Origin of the sequence: Acidovorax sp., assembly GCF_046294525.1 — a bacterium.
Taxonomy (GTDB): domain Bacteria; phylum Pseudomonadota; class Gammaproteobacteria; order Burkholderiales; family Burkholderiaceae_C; genus Acidovorax.
In genome coordinates, this window is sequence record NZ_JBKBKQ010000016.1 from 72,571 (window position 1) to 86,383 (window position 13,813).

Consider the following 13,813-nt stretch of genomic DNA (forward strand, 5'->3'; position numbering starts at 1 on the left):
CAACAAAGCCCTCGCGCGGAGGGCTTTGTTGTTGACGGGCCTGCGGGGCGGTGTGGCCCCGCAGTGCGGGCACATCAGCCGCCCTTCTTGGAGCGCTTGCCAGGGTTCTTCTTGCTGCGCGTTGCCACGCCACGCTCCAGGCTGACGCGCTGGCCACGGCCGGGGGTGCGCAGGGACACGCCTGGCAGGGGTGTGGGAGGAGGGGTGCGCTTGCGGTCTGCTTCGGTGACGATCTTGTTGCCCATGATGATCTCTGAGTGGATAGTGGAAAAGAAGCGATTTTAGGCCACACCCGATGGAGCCCTTCTGGATGAGCGGGAAGCGCCGGGTTTTGCCGCATGCGCCAAAGTGAGCGGGGCCTGCGGCAAGTACACGCCGCCATCGGTGCACAACGCGTCCATCCCATGCTGCGGCAGCACCCATCCTTGTGCTGCGTCGTCGATGGCTGTGGTGCGTATGACCGGCGCGTGGGAGCGCACACCGCCGAACATCGTGGCGAACGCCACATCGGCCGCATCGCGCCCGGTTCCAAACCGCATCAACCCCATGGGAATGGCAGTGCCCGACGGGTCGAAAAGATACCAGCGTCCACCCAGGTAGACCTCCACATAGGCATGGAAGTCGGGCGGGCCCAGGGCGGGGTCTGCGCCATAGTCGGTGCCCGTGGTGAACCGGGCCGGCAGGTTGCTAGCCCGGCACAGCGCGATCATGAGGTGCGCAAAGTCGCGGCACACGCCCACCTTTTCGATCAACGTATCCACTGCGGCTGTGGTGGAGTTGGAGGTGTTGGACGCAAAGGTGACGTGGTTGCGTACCCAGTCGCAGATTGCTTGGGCGCGGCCGTAGCCCGGGGGCAGGTTGCCGAACTCGCAGGCTGCCAGCTTCAGCAGGCGGTCAGACTGGCAGTAGCGGCTTGGGTAGATGTAGCGGAGCACGTCCAGCGGCAGATCGCGTACCGGCATCTCGGTCAATGTTGCCGGTTCCGCCCGGTGGTGGGTGATGTCCACAGTGGCGGCGTAGGAAACCTGCAGCGCACCCGTCTCGGCGTGCAGCCGAAGATAGCGGGTGCCGGTAAGCGCGTCGGTCTCAATCTGGTGCGCAATGGCCTGATTGATGCTCAGCCTCTCATGGGTGACCCGCTGGCTGGGCGTGTGCGCGGCGTGGATGTTGAACACGAAGTCCGCACCGCAGGGATCGTCCACTTCGTATGCCAGGTCGATCTGCAGCTCAATCCGAACACGGGATTGCGTTTGGGGGACGGGGCGGGAAGGAGTGCGCCGTGCACTGACCTGCGTGGGGGATGGAGTGAGCGAAAGGATGGGGGTTGCCATGGGCGACATAACGTGAGGAGCTGCGCATCAGACATCCGGCGCAGCGACGTGTACCCACAATAGCGAGCATCCAACACGCGCCCTGTAGGCAAGCTGCCATGGCGCGTGCCCGCTGGCGGCGCGGGAATGTCGCCGCGTGGACCGCCCACAGAGGGCGGTGGCGCTCAGGCGGCGATCATCAGACGTGCCAGCACATCGGCCTTGCCGTTGGCACCGGCGCGCAGGATGAGCCCCTCGCCAGAACTGGTATTGCTGCCCGCCAAGTCCGACAGCACGAACATGTGGGTGAACCACACGTCGAAAACGCCGGGTCTTGCCGACGCTGCCACCAGCGCAGCGCGCAGCTCTTGCAGATGCTGCGAACCTGTCGTCTCGGGACTGCCGCGGGGGGATCCCAATGCCGCCCACACGTGGGGAGTGCCGCCGAAGGCCAGCGTCGCACTGTCCACGCACCGGCACCAGGGGCTGGAAAGCACCTTGCCCGGTTGCAGCTGCCGCTGCCTGAACCAAGCGCCTACGCTGCGGGCCTGCGCGCGGCCAGCGTCATTCAGGTTGAGCTGGGTGCGGCAGTCGTCCAGGCGAAACCCGGGCGGGTCGAAAGTGCCGGGCGCCAGCGAATGGCGAAAGGCCGCCACGACGCCGCCCTGGCGCAGCAGCCCTTCAGCCTCGGCGTCCTGGGCTGCCCAGGTGCGCGGGTACGAAAGCGCCAGAGCCGCCCCTGCCGCGCCAGCACCCAGCAGGGTGCGGCGCGTGGGTTGGGGTTTACGCAGCGGCTGGCTCGAAGGCATAGCCTGCTCCCGATGCCGTCATGCGCCCCATGGCGGGGAACGGGAAGTGGAACCCGCCCAGCATGGCGTTGCTGGCGGTGATGCGTGCAAATACTTCACGGCGAACCTTGCGCGCGGCTTCTGCGTCCATGTCGAACGTCACGGCCCAGTCGGGGTTGCGTGCAAAGAGCGCGGGTACGTTGGTCAGGTCCGCCACGTAGAAAAAGGTTTGCCCGGCGGAGGTCAGCTCGAACAGTGTGTGGCCCGGAGTGTGGCCATAGGCCGCCACCGACTTGATGCCTGGCGCAATCTCGCCGCCAGCCGCAAATTGCACCAGCGAGTCGGCCGGCATGCTGGCAAACGTGCGTCGCACGTTCTCGAAGGCGCCCTTCATCCCTGCAGGCGCAGCGGCCATGCGGGCGTCATCCATCCAGAACGCGTGCTCTGCGGCTGGCACCATCACCTTGGCTTTGGGGAAGGTCAGCGCACCGGCCTTGTTGCGAATGCCGTTGATGTGGTCACCGTGGTAGTGGCTGATGAGGATGGTGTCGATGTCCGCAGCCTGCAGGCCCGCAGCGCGCAGGCTGTCAAGTAACTTGCCCGTGGTCGGGCCGCCAAACTCGCCTAGGCCCGTGTCCACCAGAATCTTGCGCGCGCCCGCCACCACCAGGAAAGGCGTGTACGGCACGTCGATGTAGTCCGTGGGCAGTCCCTGCGATGCCAGCAGGGCGCGCACCTCTGACAAGGGCGCGTTCTTCACGAACTCCTCGCCCAGCGGTCGTCGGGTGATGCCGTCGTTCAAAGCGATGACTTCCACGTCCCCCACCTTCATGCGCCGGTAGCTGGGGCTGGGCAGCGTGGGTGTGCCCAGGTTCGGCGCGTTCTGGGCCCATGCCGGAACAAAGGCACCGGTGGCGTATACGGCGGTGGTAGCGGCAAGGCCTGCACCGAGGAAGTGGCGGCGTGACAGCATGAAACTCTCCAGTCGTAAGTTGAACCAAAGAGTTGCAATGTATCTCTGGACGGCGCACTGTCGGTGGATTGGTACCTTACCTGTGTGCAACGTGGGGCTTTTGGCGCGCAATTGCGGCCAGGGGACCGTCGATATGCCGTTCAGTCCAGCCCAAAGGCATCGCGCAGCGCCGCGCAAAATTCTGCTCCTCCGCTGACTGTGAGGGTGATTGTGGTGCGGGGCGGTGCGGGGGTGCCCGCCGCTGAATGCACCTCGCCGGAGGCTTCATCAAACCGCAGTTCCAGCGGCGTGCTGACCTCCTGGACGCCTTGCAGGTCATAGTGCCACAGGCCACCTTCTTCCAGCGGTCCGCAGCTGGCGGGCAAATGCGCGTGGGCCCAAGCCAACACGGCACGGATTTCTCCATGCAGGGCATCCCACTGCGCGGGCGCAACGCTGGCCATGGCGTCGAAGGTGCCGGAGCCATCCGCGTCTTCGCTGTAGTCGAAATCCAGGAACTTGAGATACATGGTGTTGTGAATGAAAGCTCGTACAAAGCGGAAGAGATCCCGTAGACATCATGCCCAGGTGCGGCCGAGGGCCTGTGCGGCGGCGACCAGACGCGGCACCAGCTGCAGCGCCTGGGCCAACGACATGCGGGCCGCAGGGGCCTGGACGGCCACTGCGCTGCGGACCCGCGGGCTTCCCCCGGCAATCACCGGCACGGCCACACAGACCAGGCCGTCCACAAACTCTTCGGCATCGGTCGCATAGCCCTGCCGAAGGATCTGCTCCAACTCGGCCTCCAGCGCCGCGCGGTCCGTCAAGGTGGTTGCGGTGTGGCGCGTGAGGGGCAGGCCGTCCAGGATCGCCGCGCGGCGTGCGGATGACAAGTGAGCCAGAAACAGCTTGCCGCTGGCCGAGCAGTGAACCGGCACCCGCGTGCCAGGCCGCAGTTCCATGCGCAGCGGAAACGCCGACTCCACGCGGTCCAGGTAGATCACCTCGGCGCCGCTCAGCGCAGTCAGGTTGCAGCTTTCGCCAATGTCCGTCACCAGCTGGCGGAGCACGGCATGGCGCACACCGTGTTGCGTTCCAGCGCCCAGTGCGCTCTCGGCCATGCGCAGCAGCCGCGGGGCCGGGGCGTAACGCCGCCCATCCGGCTCGCGGGCCAGCAGCCCACCGCTTTCCAGCTGGCCCAGCATGCGGTGCACGCTGGGCTTGGGCCAACCTGTGACTTGCACTGCGTCGGCCAGGCTGAATGGCCGGCCACGGGCGCACAGCACCTCCAGCAGTTCAAAAAGGCGCAGGCTGGGCGGGGCGTTTGGCGGTGTTTGGGTCATGTATCTCGGAATTCGAGACGAATTCATAAAACATTTCGGGATTATTGGGCATTGTGGATAAGCTGCCAAAGCCATCCATCAGGAGTTCCATGTCCGCCACCTTTCAGAACGTTGTGCTCACTGGCGCCTGCGGCGGGCTGGGCCAGGCCATTGCGCGCCTGCTGATCCGCCAGGGCGCCCACGTGGCGCTGGTGGGCCTGCAACGGCCGGTGCTGCAGGAATTGGCGGCGCTGGCGCCCGAGCGCTGCGCCATCTACACCCCCGACGTGGCCGACAGCGCCGCCATGCAGGCGCTTGCCACCGATTGGATGCAGCGCTGTGGGCCGCCCGACCTTGTGATTGCCAACGCGGGCGTAGCGGGCGGCTTCGACACGGCCGAGGCCGACGACCTGGCCGTGATGCGCCGCATGCTGGAGATCAACCTGCTGGGTGTGGCCACCACCTTCCAGCCCTTTGTGACGGCCATGCGCACGCGGCAGCGGGGCGCGCTGGTGGGCGTGGCCAGCATCGCGGGCTGGCGCGGCATGCCGGGCAACGGCGCCTACTGCGCCAGCAAGGGCGGGCTGATCCGCTACCTGGAAAGCCTGCGCGCCGAGCTGCGCCCGGCCGGGGTGCTGGTGAGCACGGTGAGCCCTGGCTACCTGCGCACAGCGCTCACCGCAGGCAACCGCTTTGCGATGCCCGGCCTGATGGAGCCCGAGGCCGCCGCCCAGGCCCTGCTGGCGGGCGTGGCGCGTGGGCGTACGCACATCGTGCTGCCCGCACGCATTGGCTGGCTGGCACGGTTTCTGAACCTGCTGCCGGATGCCCTGCACGACCGCCTGCTGCTCGGCCAACCCCGCAAGCCGCGCGTGGGCGAGGTCGGGGCGACGGCCATTCCTGGCCTTGCGCCACCCGCTGAGACCTCCCACCAAAAAGAAAGCCCCAACGCATGACTCCGGAGACAACCCGCACGTTGCCGGGCACCCGCGAGCAGATCGCCCTGATCGGCGCCGGCCCCAGTGGCCTGGCTGCGGCGCGCAATCTGCAAAAGCTGGGGCTGCCGTTCCAGGGCTTTGAAGCGCATACCGAGGTGGGCGGGCTGTGGAACATCGACAACCCGCGCAGCACGGTGTACGAGTCGGCCCACCTGATCTCCAGCAAGCACACCACCGAGTTCACCGAATTCCCCATGCGCCCCGAGGTGGCCGACTACCCCAGCCACCGCGACATGCGGCAGTATTTTTGCGACTTCGCCGAGCACTTCGGCCTGCGCCAGCACTACCGCTTCGGCACCCGGGTGCTCAAGGTGGAGCCCGTGGGCGAGGGCGCCGCGCCGCTGTGGCGCATCACCTGGTCGGAGCACGGCGGGCCCGCGCAGACGGCGGAGTTTGCAGGCGTGGTCATTGCCAACGGCACGCTGGCCGAGCCCAACATGCCGCGTTTCGAGGGCCACTTCGATGGCGAGTTGATGCACACCAGCGCCTACAAAAGCGCGGAGGTGTTCAAAGGCAAGCGCGTGCTTGTGGTGGGCGCGGGCAACTCGGGCTGCGACATCGCGGTGGACGCGGTGCACTACGCCAGGAGCGTGGATCTGTCGGTGCGGCGCGGCTACTACTTCGTGCCCAAGTACGTGTTCGGCAAGTCGGCCGACACACTGGGCGGCAAGTTCAAGATGCCGCCCTGGCTCAAGCAGCGGGTGGACCGCATGGTGCTGCAGTGGTTTACCGGCGACCCCACACGTTTCGGCCTGCCGCGGCCCGACTACAAGATGTACGAGTCGCACCCGGTGGTCAACTCGCTGGTGCTGCACCACCTGGGCCACGGCGACATCCACGTGAAGCCCGACATCGCGCGTTTCGAAGGCCACACGGTGCACTTCAAGGGCGGCAGCGCACAGGACTATGACCTGGTGCTGTGCGCCACGGGCTACCAGCTGCACTACCCCTTCATCGATCGGGCGCTGCTCAACTGGCAGGGCATGGCGCCGCAGCTGTACCTGAACATCTTCTCGCCACGCTTCGACAACTTGGCCGTGATGGGCATGATCGAGGCCAGCGGCATCGGCTGGCAGGGCCGCTATGAGCAGGCCGAACTGGTGGCGCGCTTCTTCCGGGCCCAGGCCGAGGGCTCGCCGCGTGCCGAAGCCCTGCGCCGTGCCAAGGCCGGGCCACCGCCCGACCTCTCCGGCGGCTTCAAGTACCTGAAGCTTGAGCGCATGGCGTACTACGTGCACAAGGACACCTACCGCACCGCGGTGCGTGCTGCAGCCGCTGCCCTCGCGACAAAGGACTGATGCCATGCTGCCTGTCGATGAAATACGCCTCAACTTCAACCCCGCGTCGCTGGTGGCGCTGAACGTGGTGCTGGGTTTTCTGATGTTCGGCATTGCGCTCGATACGCGCGTGGCCGACTTCAAGCGCGTGCTGCGCATGCCGGGTGCCATGGCGGTGGGCATCGCCGCGCAATTCATCGTGCTGCCGGCCGTGACCTTTGTGCTCACGCTGCTGCTCAAGCCCGGCCCCAGCATTGCGCTGGGCATGATCCTGGTGGCATGCTGCCCGCCGGGCAACGTGAGCAACATCCTCACGCACCGCGCCGGGGGCAACGTGGCCCTGTCGGTGTCGATGACGGCGATCTCCAATGCGCTTGCCATCGTGCTCATGCCGCTGAACTTTGCGTTCTGGGGCGGCCTGCACCCCACGGCCGCGCCGCTGTTGCGCAGCATTGCGCTGGACCCGCTGGAGATGGCGGGGCACATCGTGGCCATCATCGGCGTGCCCTTTGTGTTGGGCATTCTTTGCGCCGAGAAGCTGCCGCGCCTCACGCAGCGCGTGCAAAGGCCGGTGCGCATCCTGAGCTTTGTGTGCCTGATCGGCTTCATCGTGGGCGCGGTCGCGGGCAACTGGCGCTATTTCCTCGATTACGTGGGCCTGGTGCTGCTGGCCGTGGTGCTGCACGATGCGCTGGCTTTTGGCACGGGCTATGCCTGCGCGCGCGCCAGCGGCTTGCCCGACTACGACCGGCGCGCGGTGAGCATCGAGGTCGGCATTCGCAACGCGGGCCTGGGCTTGGTGCTGATCTTCAGTTTCTTTGGCGGCTTGGGCGGCATGGCCGTGGTGGCGGGCGTGTGGGGCTTTTGGGACATCATCGCGGGCTTGGCGCTGGCCAGCTGGTGGGGGCGCCGTCCGGCTGCCGCGGGTGCTGCAACGGAGCAGCGCGCATGAGCGGCACAGCGCCGTTGAGCGGGCGCCGGATTTTCATCACGGGCGCGGATGGCTTCCTGGGCCGGGGTCTGGTGGCCGCGCTCGCACCCGAAGGGGCGGCTGCTGTCGTTGCTGCCGATGTGCGCGAGGTGCCTCCCGAGCGCCGCCTGCCGGGCGTGACCTACCTGGTGCAGGACGTGCGCGACCCGGCCCTCGCGCACACGCTAGCAGCCCACGCCATCGACAGCGTGGTGCACCTGGCCTCCGTCGTCACGCCCGGCAAACAATCCAACCGGGAGTTCGAGTATTCGGTGGACGTGCTGGGCAGCCGCAACGTGCTTGATGCCTGCTTAGCCGCAGGCGTGCAGCAACTGGTGGTCAGCTCCAGCGGGGCGGCCTATGGCTACCACGACGACAACCCCGCCTGGCTGCGGGAGACGGACGCGCTGCGCGGCAATGAAGCGTTTGCCTACGCCCACCACAAGCGGCTGGTGGAAGAGATGCTGGCGCACTATCGCGCGCAGCACCCGGCGCTGGCCCAGACCGTGCTGCGCATCGGCACCATCCTGGGCGAGCGGGTGGACAACCAGATCACCGCCTTGTTTGAGAAGAAGCGGCTGCTTGCCATTCGCGGCAGAGAGAGTCCCTTTGTGTTCATCTGGGACGAAGACGTGACCGGCGCCATCCTGCACGCGCTAAGCACGCGGCGCGCGGGCTGCTACAACCTGGCGGGCGATGGCGCGCTGCCGCTGCGCGAGATCGCCCGGCGCCTGGGCAAGCCCGTGCTGGAGCTGCCAGCGGGCCTGCTGCGCGCGGCACTGGCCGCGGGGTCTGCCCTGGGCGTGAGCCGCTATGGGCCCGAGCAGCTGGACTTTTTGCGCTACCGACCCGTGCTGCTGAACACCGCTCTTAAGGACGGGCTGGGCTACCGGCCCGCCAAGACCAGTGCCGAGGCGTTTGACGCCTTTGTGGCGGCCCGCGCTCGACAGGGGCGGCCGGTGGCGGTGGCGCCGCCGGCAGCGGCCGCAGCATGACGGCCACGGCACTGAGCCGCGGCGACCTGCTGCGCGCGCTGGCGGTGGTCGTCATCTGGGGACTGAACTTTGTGGTGATGAAGTGGGGCCTGCAAGGCCTGAGCCCCATGCTGCTGGGCGCCTTGCGCTTCATGGCCGCGTCGCTGCCGTTTGTGCTGTTCGTGCCGCGCCCTGCGCTGCCCTGGCGCTATGTGGTGGGTTACGGGCTGGCGCAGGGCCTGGGGCAGTTTGGGTTTCTGTTCCTGGGGTTGCAACTGGGCATGACGGCGGGCATGGCTTCGGTGGTGATGCAGACGCAGGCCTTCTTCACGCTGCTGCTGGCTGCGCCGCTGCTGGGCGAGCGCGCGCGGCCCTGGCAATGGTGCGGGCTGCTGCTGGCGCTGGGCGGCCTCATGGCCATTGGCCTGGCGCATGGCGAGGGCCCGGGCCAGATGACGCTGGCGGGCTTTGTCCTGACGCTGTCCGCCGCCTTCATGTGGGCCGTCTCCAACCTGGTGGCGCGCCGCGCTGCCCAGGGGGGCGCTTACGCGCCGTTTCCGTTCATCGTGTGGAGCAGCCTGGTGCCCATCGTGCCGTTCTGGGTGCTGGCCCTGCTGACGGAGGGCGCGCCGGCCGTGGGCGCGCAGCTGCGGGCATTGAACGCGGTGTCGCTGCTGGCCGTGTTGTACCTGGCGCTGCTGGCCACCTTGCTGGCCTACACGCTGTGGACGCAGCTGCTGCAGCGCCATGCGGCGGGCCGGGTCACGCCGTTTTCGCTGCTGGTGCCAGTGGCGGGTCTGTGGGCGGCACATGCCTTTCTGGGTGAGGCGCCCACACCGCTGCAGTGGGCGGGCGCGGGGGCGGTGCTGTGCGGGCTGGTGGTGAACCAGGCTGGCGGGCGGCTGTGGGGGCAGCGCCGCGGTTCCTAAAATCCGCCCGTGTTTTTCTACGCTGAAGGAATTGTGGTGGCCGAAGCTTGGATGTTGCAGGTGCAGGGCCTGCGGTTTGCGTACCCCGAATGCGCGGTGCTGCAAAGCCTGTCGTTCACCAGCCCCGCCGGCCTGGTGCTGGTGCGCGGCGACGAGAGCAGCGGCAAGACCACGCTGCTGCGCCTGCTGGCGGGTGAACTGGCCCCGCAGGGCGGGCGCATTGCACTGCAGGGCGGCACCCGCGGGGCGGGCCACACCTTCTGGGCCGACCCGCGCTCGGCCGAGTGGGACAAGCTCACCGCCCAGGCGTGGCTGGACGGCCTGCCCGCACGCTACCCAGGCTGGGATGCAACGGCGCTCACCGCGCACATCGACGGGTTTGCGCTGCAGGAGCACCTGGCCAAGCCGTTCTATGCCCTGTCCACTGGTAGCAAGCGCAAGGTGCTGATGGCCGGTGCGCTGGCGTCAGGCGCGCCGCTCACGCTGATCGACGAGCCCGTGGGGGGATTGGACAAACCGTCGGTGGCGTACTTGGCACGTGCGCTGGCTCAGGTGGCCGGTCAGTCCGGGCGGGTGGTGGTCGTCGCGCACTACGAGGCGCTGCCCGGCGTGCCCTGGAGCACGGTGGTGTACCTGCCCGGCTGAATGGGTTCGGTGCTTCCCGCAGTTCGTCGATCCCAGCCGGCGGCACGCCAGTTCCTGGTGCTGGGCGCCGTGTACCTGGGCGGCGAATTCGTGGCCACGGCGGTGGAAGCGGCAGGCGGGCGGCAGATTCGCCGCTTTGTCCGAACCCAGCGTGGGGCGGCGCGGCTGACCGAGGCTACGGGCGGGGTTCTCTACGCGGGCGGGTGGGGCGTTGCTGGTGAGCAGCGTTGACTGAAAAAGCCATCAGGGTGAACTGAGGCTCTTCAGGTACTCGGCAACCTCGGTGTGCCCCCTGGCCTCGCAATATCCGATGAGCGAGGTCTCATAAGGCAAGACACCGCGTTCCACGAGGTATTTGACGATCTCCAGATGCCCGTTCTCCGCTGCCTGGTACAGCGGGCTCAAAGGGTACTGCGCATGCCGCGTGCCCTTGGCAGCTTCGCAGGTCAGAAACTCTTTGCCGTCATAGACGTAGAAATTCGACGTGTTTTTCGCCTGGATCTCAGCGCCCATCGCCACCAGCTGCTGCACCTGCTCGAAGTCCCCCCGTCTGGCTGCGGCGCAGACCAGGGAGTCATTGTTGACAAGGAGCTGAAGGACGCGGGGTTCCTTCTCCATCAGCCGTTCGGCGATGTGGAACATCCCTCTTTCGGCCGCCCACAGGGCCATGCGGGCGGGGTAGTTGCGGGTGTCGCCGGGCTTTCTACCGGCGTGCAGCTTGTCCAGCAGGTACAGCGCAATGTCTTCCTGGTGGTATTTGACGGCCACTTCGGCGGCGTCGGCCAGTGCTGCCTTGTTCAGCTTGAACTCGACAATGAGCTTGACGATATCCAGGCGCCCCTGCCGGATGGCTTCGCCGATAGGGGTCTTCTCCAGATGAACAGGTTTGCCATCCAGCCACAGGGCGGCGGCGTGCCCCGTCTTGGCGTAGGGGTTGCACTGGCCTGAACTCAGCAGCGCCTCGCAAATGTCATATCGCCCCTTCACGACGGCATGCCAGAACGGCGGTTCCTGATACGACTTCTTGTCGGGGTCGAAGCCCTTGCCGATCATGAGCCGGACCATGTCGCTCGTGCCGTCCTGAACGGCAAAGATCAGCGCGTTTTTGGTGTCGAGGTTCCAGTTCTTGCTCAGTCGGTCAAACACGTGGTCGGCCACCTTCAGCGCATTGCGCGCTATCACCATTTGTGGAACCGTTCTTCCCTCGTTCTGTAGGGCCGTCATTGCCCACAGGCTGGTGAGCCGGTGTTCCGCAGGCATGCCTTGATCGAGCAGTTGCTTCATGCGCTCTGCATCATCGCAGTCGATGATGTCTATCAATTCGCGGTCCTGCGCCTCGGAGAGCTTTTCTTCGAGGTCGGTTTCTGGGGTGTCTTGCTTGGACATGAAGTGGTGATGGACAGGTGAGGAAAGACGCTACATCGCCTTGAACAAATGCGCGTACAGGCGGCTCACCGGCAGTTTTTCGGGCCGGCCGGCCAGCTCCAGGTGCAGCTTGCCGGCCTCGTCGCGCGTGACGGTGGTGATGCTGCTGGCGCGCACCAGGGTGCTGCGGTGCACCTGCCAGAACACCTGGGGGTCCAGCTGGGCGATCAGGTCCTTGAGGGGCGTGCGGATGAGGAATTCGCGCGCGGCGGTGAGCACACGCACGTACTTGTCGGCCGCCTCGAAGTACAGCACCTCGGCCACGGGCACCATGTGGATCTGGCTGCCGCTGCTGGCCTGGATCATGGTGAGCGGGGCAGCGCCGGGGCCGGCCGTGGCATGGGGCGGGGGCGGGGCAGACGCCACGCCGGGCGCGGCCAGCAGGTGGCGCAGCTGCGCCATGGTTGCTTCCAAACTGATAGCTGCTGGCGCTTGACTGGTAAGCGCTAGCTGCAGTTTTTGCACTGTTTTTTGAAGGCGGGGCACCTGCACGGGCTTGAGCAGGTAGTCCACCGCCTGGGCCTCGAAGGCCTGCACGGCGTACTGGTCGTAGGCCGTCACGAACACCAGGGCCGGAAAGGGCTTGCCCGCGGGCCAGGCGTCGGCCAGCTCGGCGGCGGCGTCCAGGCCGGACTGGCCGGGCATGCGGATGTCGAAGAACAGCACCTCGGGCTGCAGCGCCAGCGCCTGCTGCACGGCCGAGAGGCCATCGCCCACCGTGGCCGCAACCTGCAGCGCGGGCCAGGCCTGGGCCAGCTCGTGCTGCAGGGCGGCGGCCAGCAGGGGCTCGTCTTCGGCGATCAGGGCGCGGGGCGGGGTGGGATTCATGGCTGGGAAGAATCTAAAGGAAAAGTGACTCTGGCGCTTGTCCCACCTGCGCTGGCAGCTATCAATTCAAGAGTGCCCTGGCTGCCGTGCAGCGTGGCCAGGCGCTCGCGCACCTGGGCCAGGCCAAAGCTCTGGCCGGGCCCGGGCGTGGGCAGCGTGGCGGGCAGGCCGGCGCCGGTGTCGTTCACTTCGATGACCAGCATCGGCCCCTGTGGCCCGCTGCGCGTGCTGGCGCGCACGGTGATGTGGCCGCCCTGCACCTGGGGCTCCAGGCCGTGGCGGATGGCGTTTTCCACCAGGGGCTGCAGCAGCAGCGGCGGCACGGGCACGTCCTGCAGTGCGTCGGGCAGCTCCAGGGTGTAAGCCATGCGCGGGCCCATGCGCACGGCCATCAGTTCCAGGTAGTCGCGCAGGCGGTCAAACTCGCTGGCCAGCGGGTGCAAGGTGCTGCGCGAGGCACTGAGGGTGGCGCGCAGATAGGCGATGATGCGGTCCAGCATTTCCTGTGCACGGACGGGGTCGGTGCTGATCAGCACGCGCAGATTGGCCAGCGTGTTGAACAGCATGTGGGGTTCGAGCTGGGTTTCCAGCAGCTTGAGCTGGGCTTCGCTCGCCTGGCTGCGCATCTCGGTCATCTTGGCCTGGAGCCAAGCGCTTTTGCCCCGGCTGTAAAAAAAGTACGTCATCGCCAGCGCCGACAACACCGTGATGCCTATGGAAATGCGCAGCTGGGAGCGATCAGCCAGGTTCCAGGACGAAAAACCGAACCAGCGATCAGCAAACCATGTGCCCACCACAAAACCAAGCACATTACCGACCAGGGGCAGGGCGATGCCGGAAAAACCCTCCGGCCAGCCGGTGTCTCGGCTGGAGGGGAAAAAATGGCGTCCAAAGTCAATCAGTACCCAGGATGGCAAGCCAATGGCCAGGGAGTAGACGAGCGGGATTTCGTAGGGCTTGTGGGGCCTGAATGCGTAGTGAATGGCCGCGATGACCAGGCAAAAGGCGGTCATCTGCAGCAAATGCCGAAGCTTGGCGATCCAGTCGATGTTCATGCGGCCATCGTCACCATTCAGTGCCCGTTGCGGTCTTGCTCGCGCTGCAGCCGCTCTCGTTCTTTTTGCACCATGCGTTCACGCAAGCCATTGCCTGTGCCCAACACAAACACCGAGATACCGTGCAGCGCCAGGCCCAGTCCCCAGCCCAGCAGTGGGTACACGGACCAGGGCCGGTCGCCAAAGCCGTAGCGCGACATGCCAAAAAGTGCGAGATTGACCACGGCGAACGCCGCGGCATGGGTGTACCAGCCCAGTTTGGCGCCAGCGCGCTTGCGGGCCAGCGCTTCGATCTCTTCGGTGCTCAGGGGGGAGGGCATGGTGAAGGCTGTCCGTGGCG

At 66.7% G+C, this 13,813-nt stretch carries 16 protein-coding genes and 1 pseudogene; 7 read left to right on the forward strand and 10 right to left on the reverse strand.

The window, feature by feature from the left end; genetic code table 11:
* Nucleotides 1–74: 74 nt before the first annotated feature.
* From ACK4HJ_RS15235 to ACK4HJ_RS15260, 6 genes are all read right to left on the reverse strand, one after another.
* The gene (locus ACK4HJ_RS15235; RefSeq protein WP_409833132.1) at nt 75–245 is read right to left on the reverse strand and encodes a hypothetical protein; all 171 of its coding nucleotides are present in this window, start codon (nt 243–245) and stop codon (nt 75–77) included.
* 36 nt (nt 246–281) lie between these two features.
* Nucleotides 282–1,331, reverse strand: a complete 1,050-nt coding sequence (locus ACK4HJ_RS15240) for a transglutaminase-like domain-containing protein (protein ID WP_409833134.1) — start codon at nt 1,329–1,331, stop codon at nt 282–284.
* Nucleotides 1,332–1,495: 164 nt separating this feature from the next.
* Nucleotides 1,496–2,119, reverse strand: a complete 624-nt coding sequence (locus ACK4HJ_RS15245) for a histidine phosphatase family protein (RefSeq protein WP_409833136.1) — start codon at nt 2,117–2,119, stop codon at nt 1,496–1,498.
* Entirely contained in the window at nt 2,094–3,071 is a 978-nt protein-coding gene (locus ACK4HJ_RS15250; protein WP_409833138.1) for an MBL fold metallo-hydrolase, read from the reverse strand. The genes ACK4HJ_RS15245 and ACK4HJ_RS15250 overlap by 26 nt, the downstream gene beginning before the upstream one ends.
* Before the next feature lie 140 nt (nt 3,072–3,211).
* A complete protein-coding gene (locus tag ACK4HJ_RS15255; RefSeq protein ID WP_409833140.1) occupies nt 3,212–3,580 on the reverse strand; it encodes a hypothetical protein in 369 nt (122 codons plus the stop codon).
* A 48-nt stretch (nt 3,581–3,628) separates the two neighbouring features.
* On the reverse strand, nt 3,629–4,393 hold the full coding sequence (locus tag ACK4HJ_RS15260; protein WP_409833142.1) for an IclR family transcriptional regulator: 765 nt from the start codon (nt 4,391–4,393) through the stop codon (nt 3,629–3,631).
* A gap of 89 nt (nt 4,394–4,482) precedes the next feature.
* Here ACK4HJ_RS15260 and ACK4HJ_RS15265 point away from each other — a divergent pair, with 89 nt between their 5' ends.
* The 7 genes and pseudogenes from ACK4HJ_RS15265 to ACK4HJ_RS15295 form a co-directional block, all read left to right on the forward strand.
* Nucleotides 4,483–5,328, forward strand: a complete 846-nt coding sequence (locus ACK4HJ_RS15265) for an SDR family oxidoreductase (protein WP_409833144.1) — start codon at nt 4,483–4,485, stop codon at nt 5,326–5,328.
* Nucleotides 5,325–6,668 (forward strand): flavin-containing monooxygenase, encoded by a 1,344-nt coding sequence (locus ACK4HJ_RS15270; protein ID WP_409833146.1) that lies wholly within the window; start codon nt 5,325–5,327, stop codon nt 6,666–6,668. Before ACK4HJ_RS15265 ends, ACK4HJ_RS15270 begins: the two co-directional genes overlap by 4 nt.
* 4 nt (nt 6,669–6,672) lie before the next feature.
* Nucleotides 6,673–7,599 carry a bile acid:sodium symporter family protein gene (locus tag ACK4HJ_RS15275; RefSeq protein ID WP_409833147.1) on the forward strand — a complete coding sequence of 309 codons (927 nt, stop codon included), beginning with the start codon at nt 6,673–6,675 and terminating at the stop codon, nt 7,597–7,599.
* A complete protein-coding gene (locus tag ACK4HJ_RS15280) occupies nt 7,596–8,612 on the forward strand; it encodes an NAD-dependent epimerase/dehydratase family protein (protein WP_409833149.1) in 1,017 nt (338 codons plus the stop codon). Before ACK4HJ_RS15275 ends, ACK4HJ_RS15280 begins: the two co-directional genes overlap by 4 nt.
* Entirely contained in the window at nt 8,609–9,520 is a 912-nt protein-coding gene (locus ACK4HJ_RS15285; RefSeq protein WP_409833151.1) for an EamA family transporter, read from the forward strand. The genes ACK4HJ_RS15280 and ACK4HJ_RS15285 overlap by 4 nt, the downstream gene beginning before the upstream one ends.
* A gap of 9 nt (nt 9,521–9,529) precedes the next feature.
* Nucleotides 9,530–10,165 (forward strand): ATP-binding cassette domain-containing protein, encoded by a 636-nt coding sequence (locus tag ACK4HJ_RS15290; protein ID WP_409833153.1) that lies wholly within the window; start codon nt 9,530–9,532, stop codon nt 10,163–10,165.
* A gap of 30 nt (nt 10,166–10,195) precedes the next feature.
* A pseudogene (locus ACK4HJ_RS15295) lies at nt 10,196–10,396 on the forward strand (hypothetical protein); the annotation flags it as partial.
* 12 nt (nt 10,397–10,408) lie between these two features.
* On the opposite strand, the gene ACK4HJ_RS15300 reads toward ACK4HJ_RS15295, so the two are convergent.
* Genes ACK4HJ_RS15300 through ACK4HJ_RS15315 form a run of 4 tightly spaced genes read right to left on the reverse strand, consistent with a single transcriptional unit; the run spans nt 10,409 to nt 13,793 of the window.
* Nucleotides 10,409–11,551: an ankyrin repeat domain-containing protein gene (locus tag ACK4HJ_RS15300; RefSeq protein ID WP_409833154.1), complete on the reverse strand. Its 1,143-nt coding sequence runs from the start codon at nt 11,549–11,551 to the stop codon at nt 10,409–10,411.
* 30 nt (nt 11,552–11,581) lie between these two features.
* Complete coding sequence (locus ACK4HJ_RS15305) at nt 11,582–12,418, reverse strand: LytR/AlgR family response regulator transcription factor (RefSeq protein WP_409833155.1); 837 nt, start codon at nt 12,416–12,418, stop codon at nt 11,582–11,584.
* Nucleotides 12,415–13,473 (reverse strand): sensor histidine kinase, encoded by a 1,059-nt coding sequence (locus ACK4HJ_RS15310; protein ID WP_409833157.1) that lies wholly within the window; start codon nt 13,471–13,473, stop codon nt 12,415–12,417. The genes ACK4HJ_RS15305 and ACK4HJ_RS15310 overlap by 4 nt, the downstream gene beginning before the upstream one ends.
* 17 nt (nt 13,474–13,490) lie before the next feature.
* Nucleotides 13,491–13,793: a 2TM domain-containing protein gene (locus ACK4HJ_RS15315; RefSeq protein ID WP_409833159.1), complete on the reverse strand. Its 303-nt coding sequence runs from the start codon at nt 13,791–13,793 to the stop codon at nt 13,491–13,493.
* Nucleotides 13,794–13,813 lie beyond the last annotated feature (20 nt).

Bases quoted from the DNA above. Each gene is read 5' to 3' on its own strand.
- ACK4HJ_RS15235 (WP_409833132.1), bottom strand. From the start codon at position 245: ATGGGCAACAAGATCGTCACCGAAGCAGACCGCAAGCGCACCCCTCCT.
- ACK4HJ_RS15265 (WP_409833144.1), top strand. From the start codon at position 4,483: ATGTCCGCCACCTTTCAGAACGTTGTGCTCACTGGCGCCTGCGGCGGG.
- ACK4HJ_RS15305 (WP_409833155.1), bottom strand. From the start codon at position 12,418: ATGAATCCCACCCCGCCCCGCGCCCTGATCGCCGAAGACGAGCCCCTG.
- ACK4HJ_RS15255 (WP_409833140.1), bottom strand. From the start codon at position 3,580: ATGTATCTCAAGTTCCTGGATTTCGACTACAGCGAAGACGCGGATGGC.
- ACK4HJ_RS15250 (WP_409833138.1), bottom strand. From the start codon at position 3,071: ATGCTGTCACGCCGCCACTTCCTCGGTGCAGGCCTTGCCGCTACCACC.
- ACK4HJ_RS15240 (WP_409833134.1), bottom strand. From the start codon at position 1,331: ATGGCAACCCCCATCCTTTCGCTCACTCCATCCCCCACGCAGGTCAGT.
- ACK4HJ_RS15270 (WP_409833146.1), top strand. From the start codon at position 5,325: ATGACTCCGGAGACAACCCGCACGTTGCCGGGCACCCGCGAGCAGATC.
- ACK4HJ_RS15260 (WP_409833142.1), bottom strand. From the start codon at position 4,393: ATGACCCAAACACCGCCAAACGCCCCGCCCAGCCTGCGCCTTTTTGAA.
- ACK4HJ_RS15285 (WP_409833151.1), top strand. From the start codon at position 8,609: ATGACGGCCACGGCACTGAGCCGCGGCGACCTGCTGCGCGCGCTGGCG.
- ACK4HJ_RS15245 (WP_409833136.1), bottom strand. From the start codon at position 2,119: ATGCCTTCGAGCCAGCCGCTGCGTAAACCCCAACCCACGCGCCGCACC.
- ACK4HJ_RS15300 (WP_409833154.1), bottom strand. From the start codon at position 11,551: ATGTCCAAGCAAGACACCCCAGAAACCGACCTCGAAGAAAAGCTCTCC.
- ACK4HJ_RS15310 (WP_409833157.1), bottom strand. From the start codon at position 13,473: ATGAACATCGACTGGATCGCCAAGCTTCGGCATTTGCTGCAGATGACC.
- ACK4HJ_RS15275 (WP_409833147.1), top strand. From the start codon at position 6,673: ATGCTGCCTGTCGATGAAATACGCCTCAACTTCAACCCCGCGTCGCTG.
- ACK4HJ_RS15315 (WP_409833159.1), bottom strand. From the start codon at position 13,793: ATGCCCTCCCCCCTGAGCACCGAAGAGATCGAAGCGCTGGCCCGCAAG.
- ACK4HJ_RS15280 (WP_409833149.1), top strand. From the start codon at position 7,596: ATGAGCGGCACAGCGCCGTTGAGCGGGCGCCGGATTTTCATCACGGGC.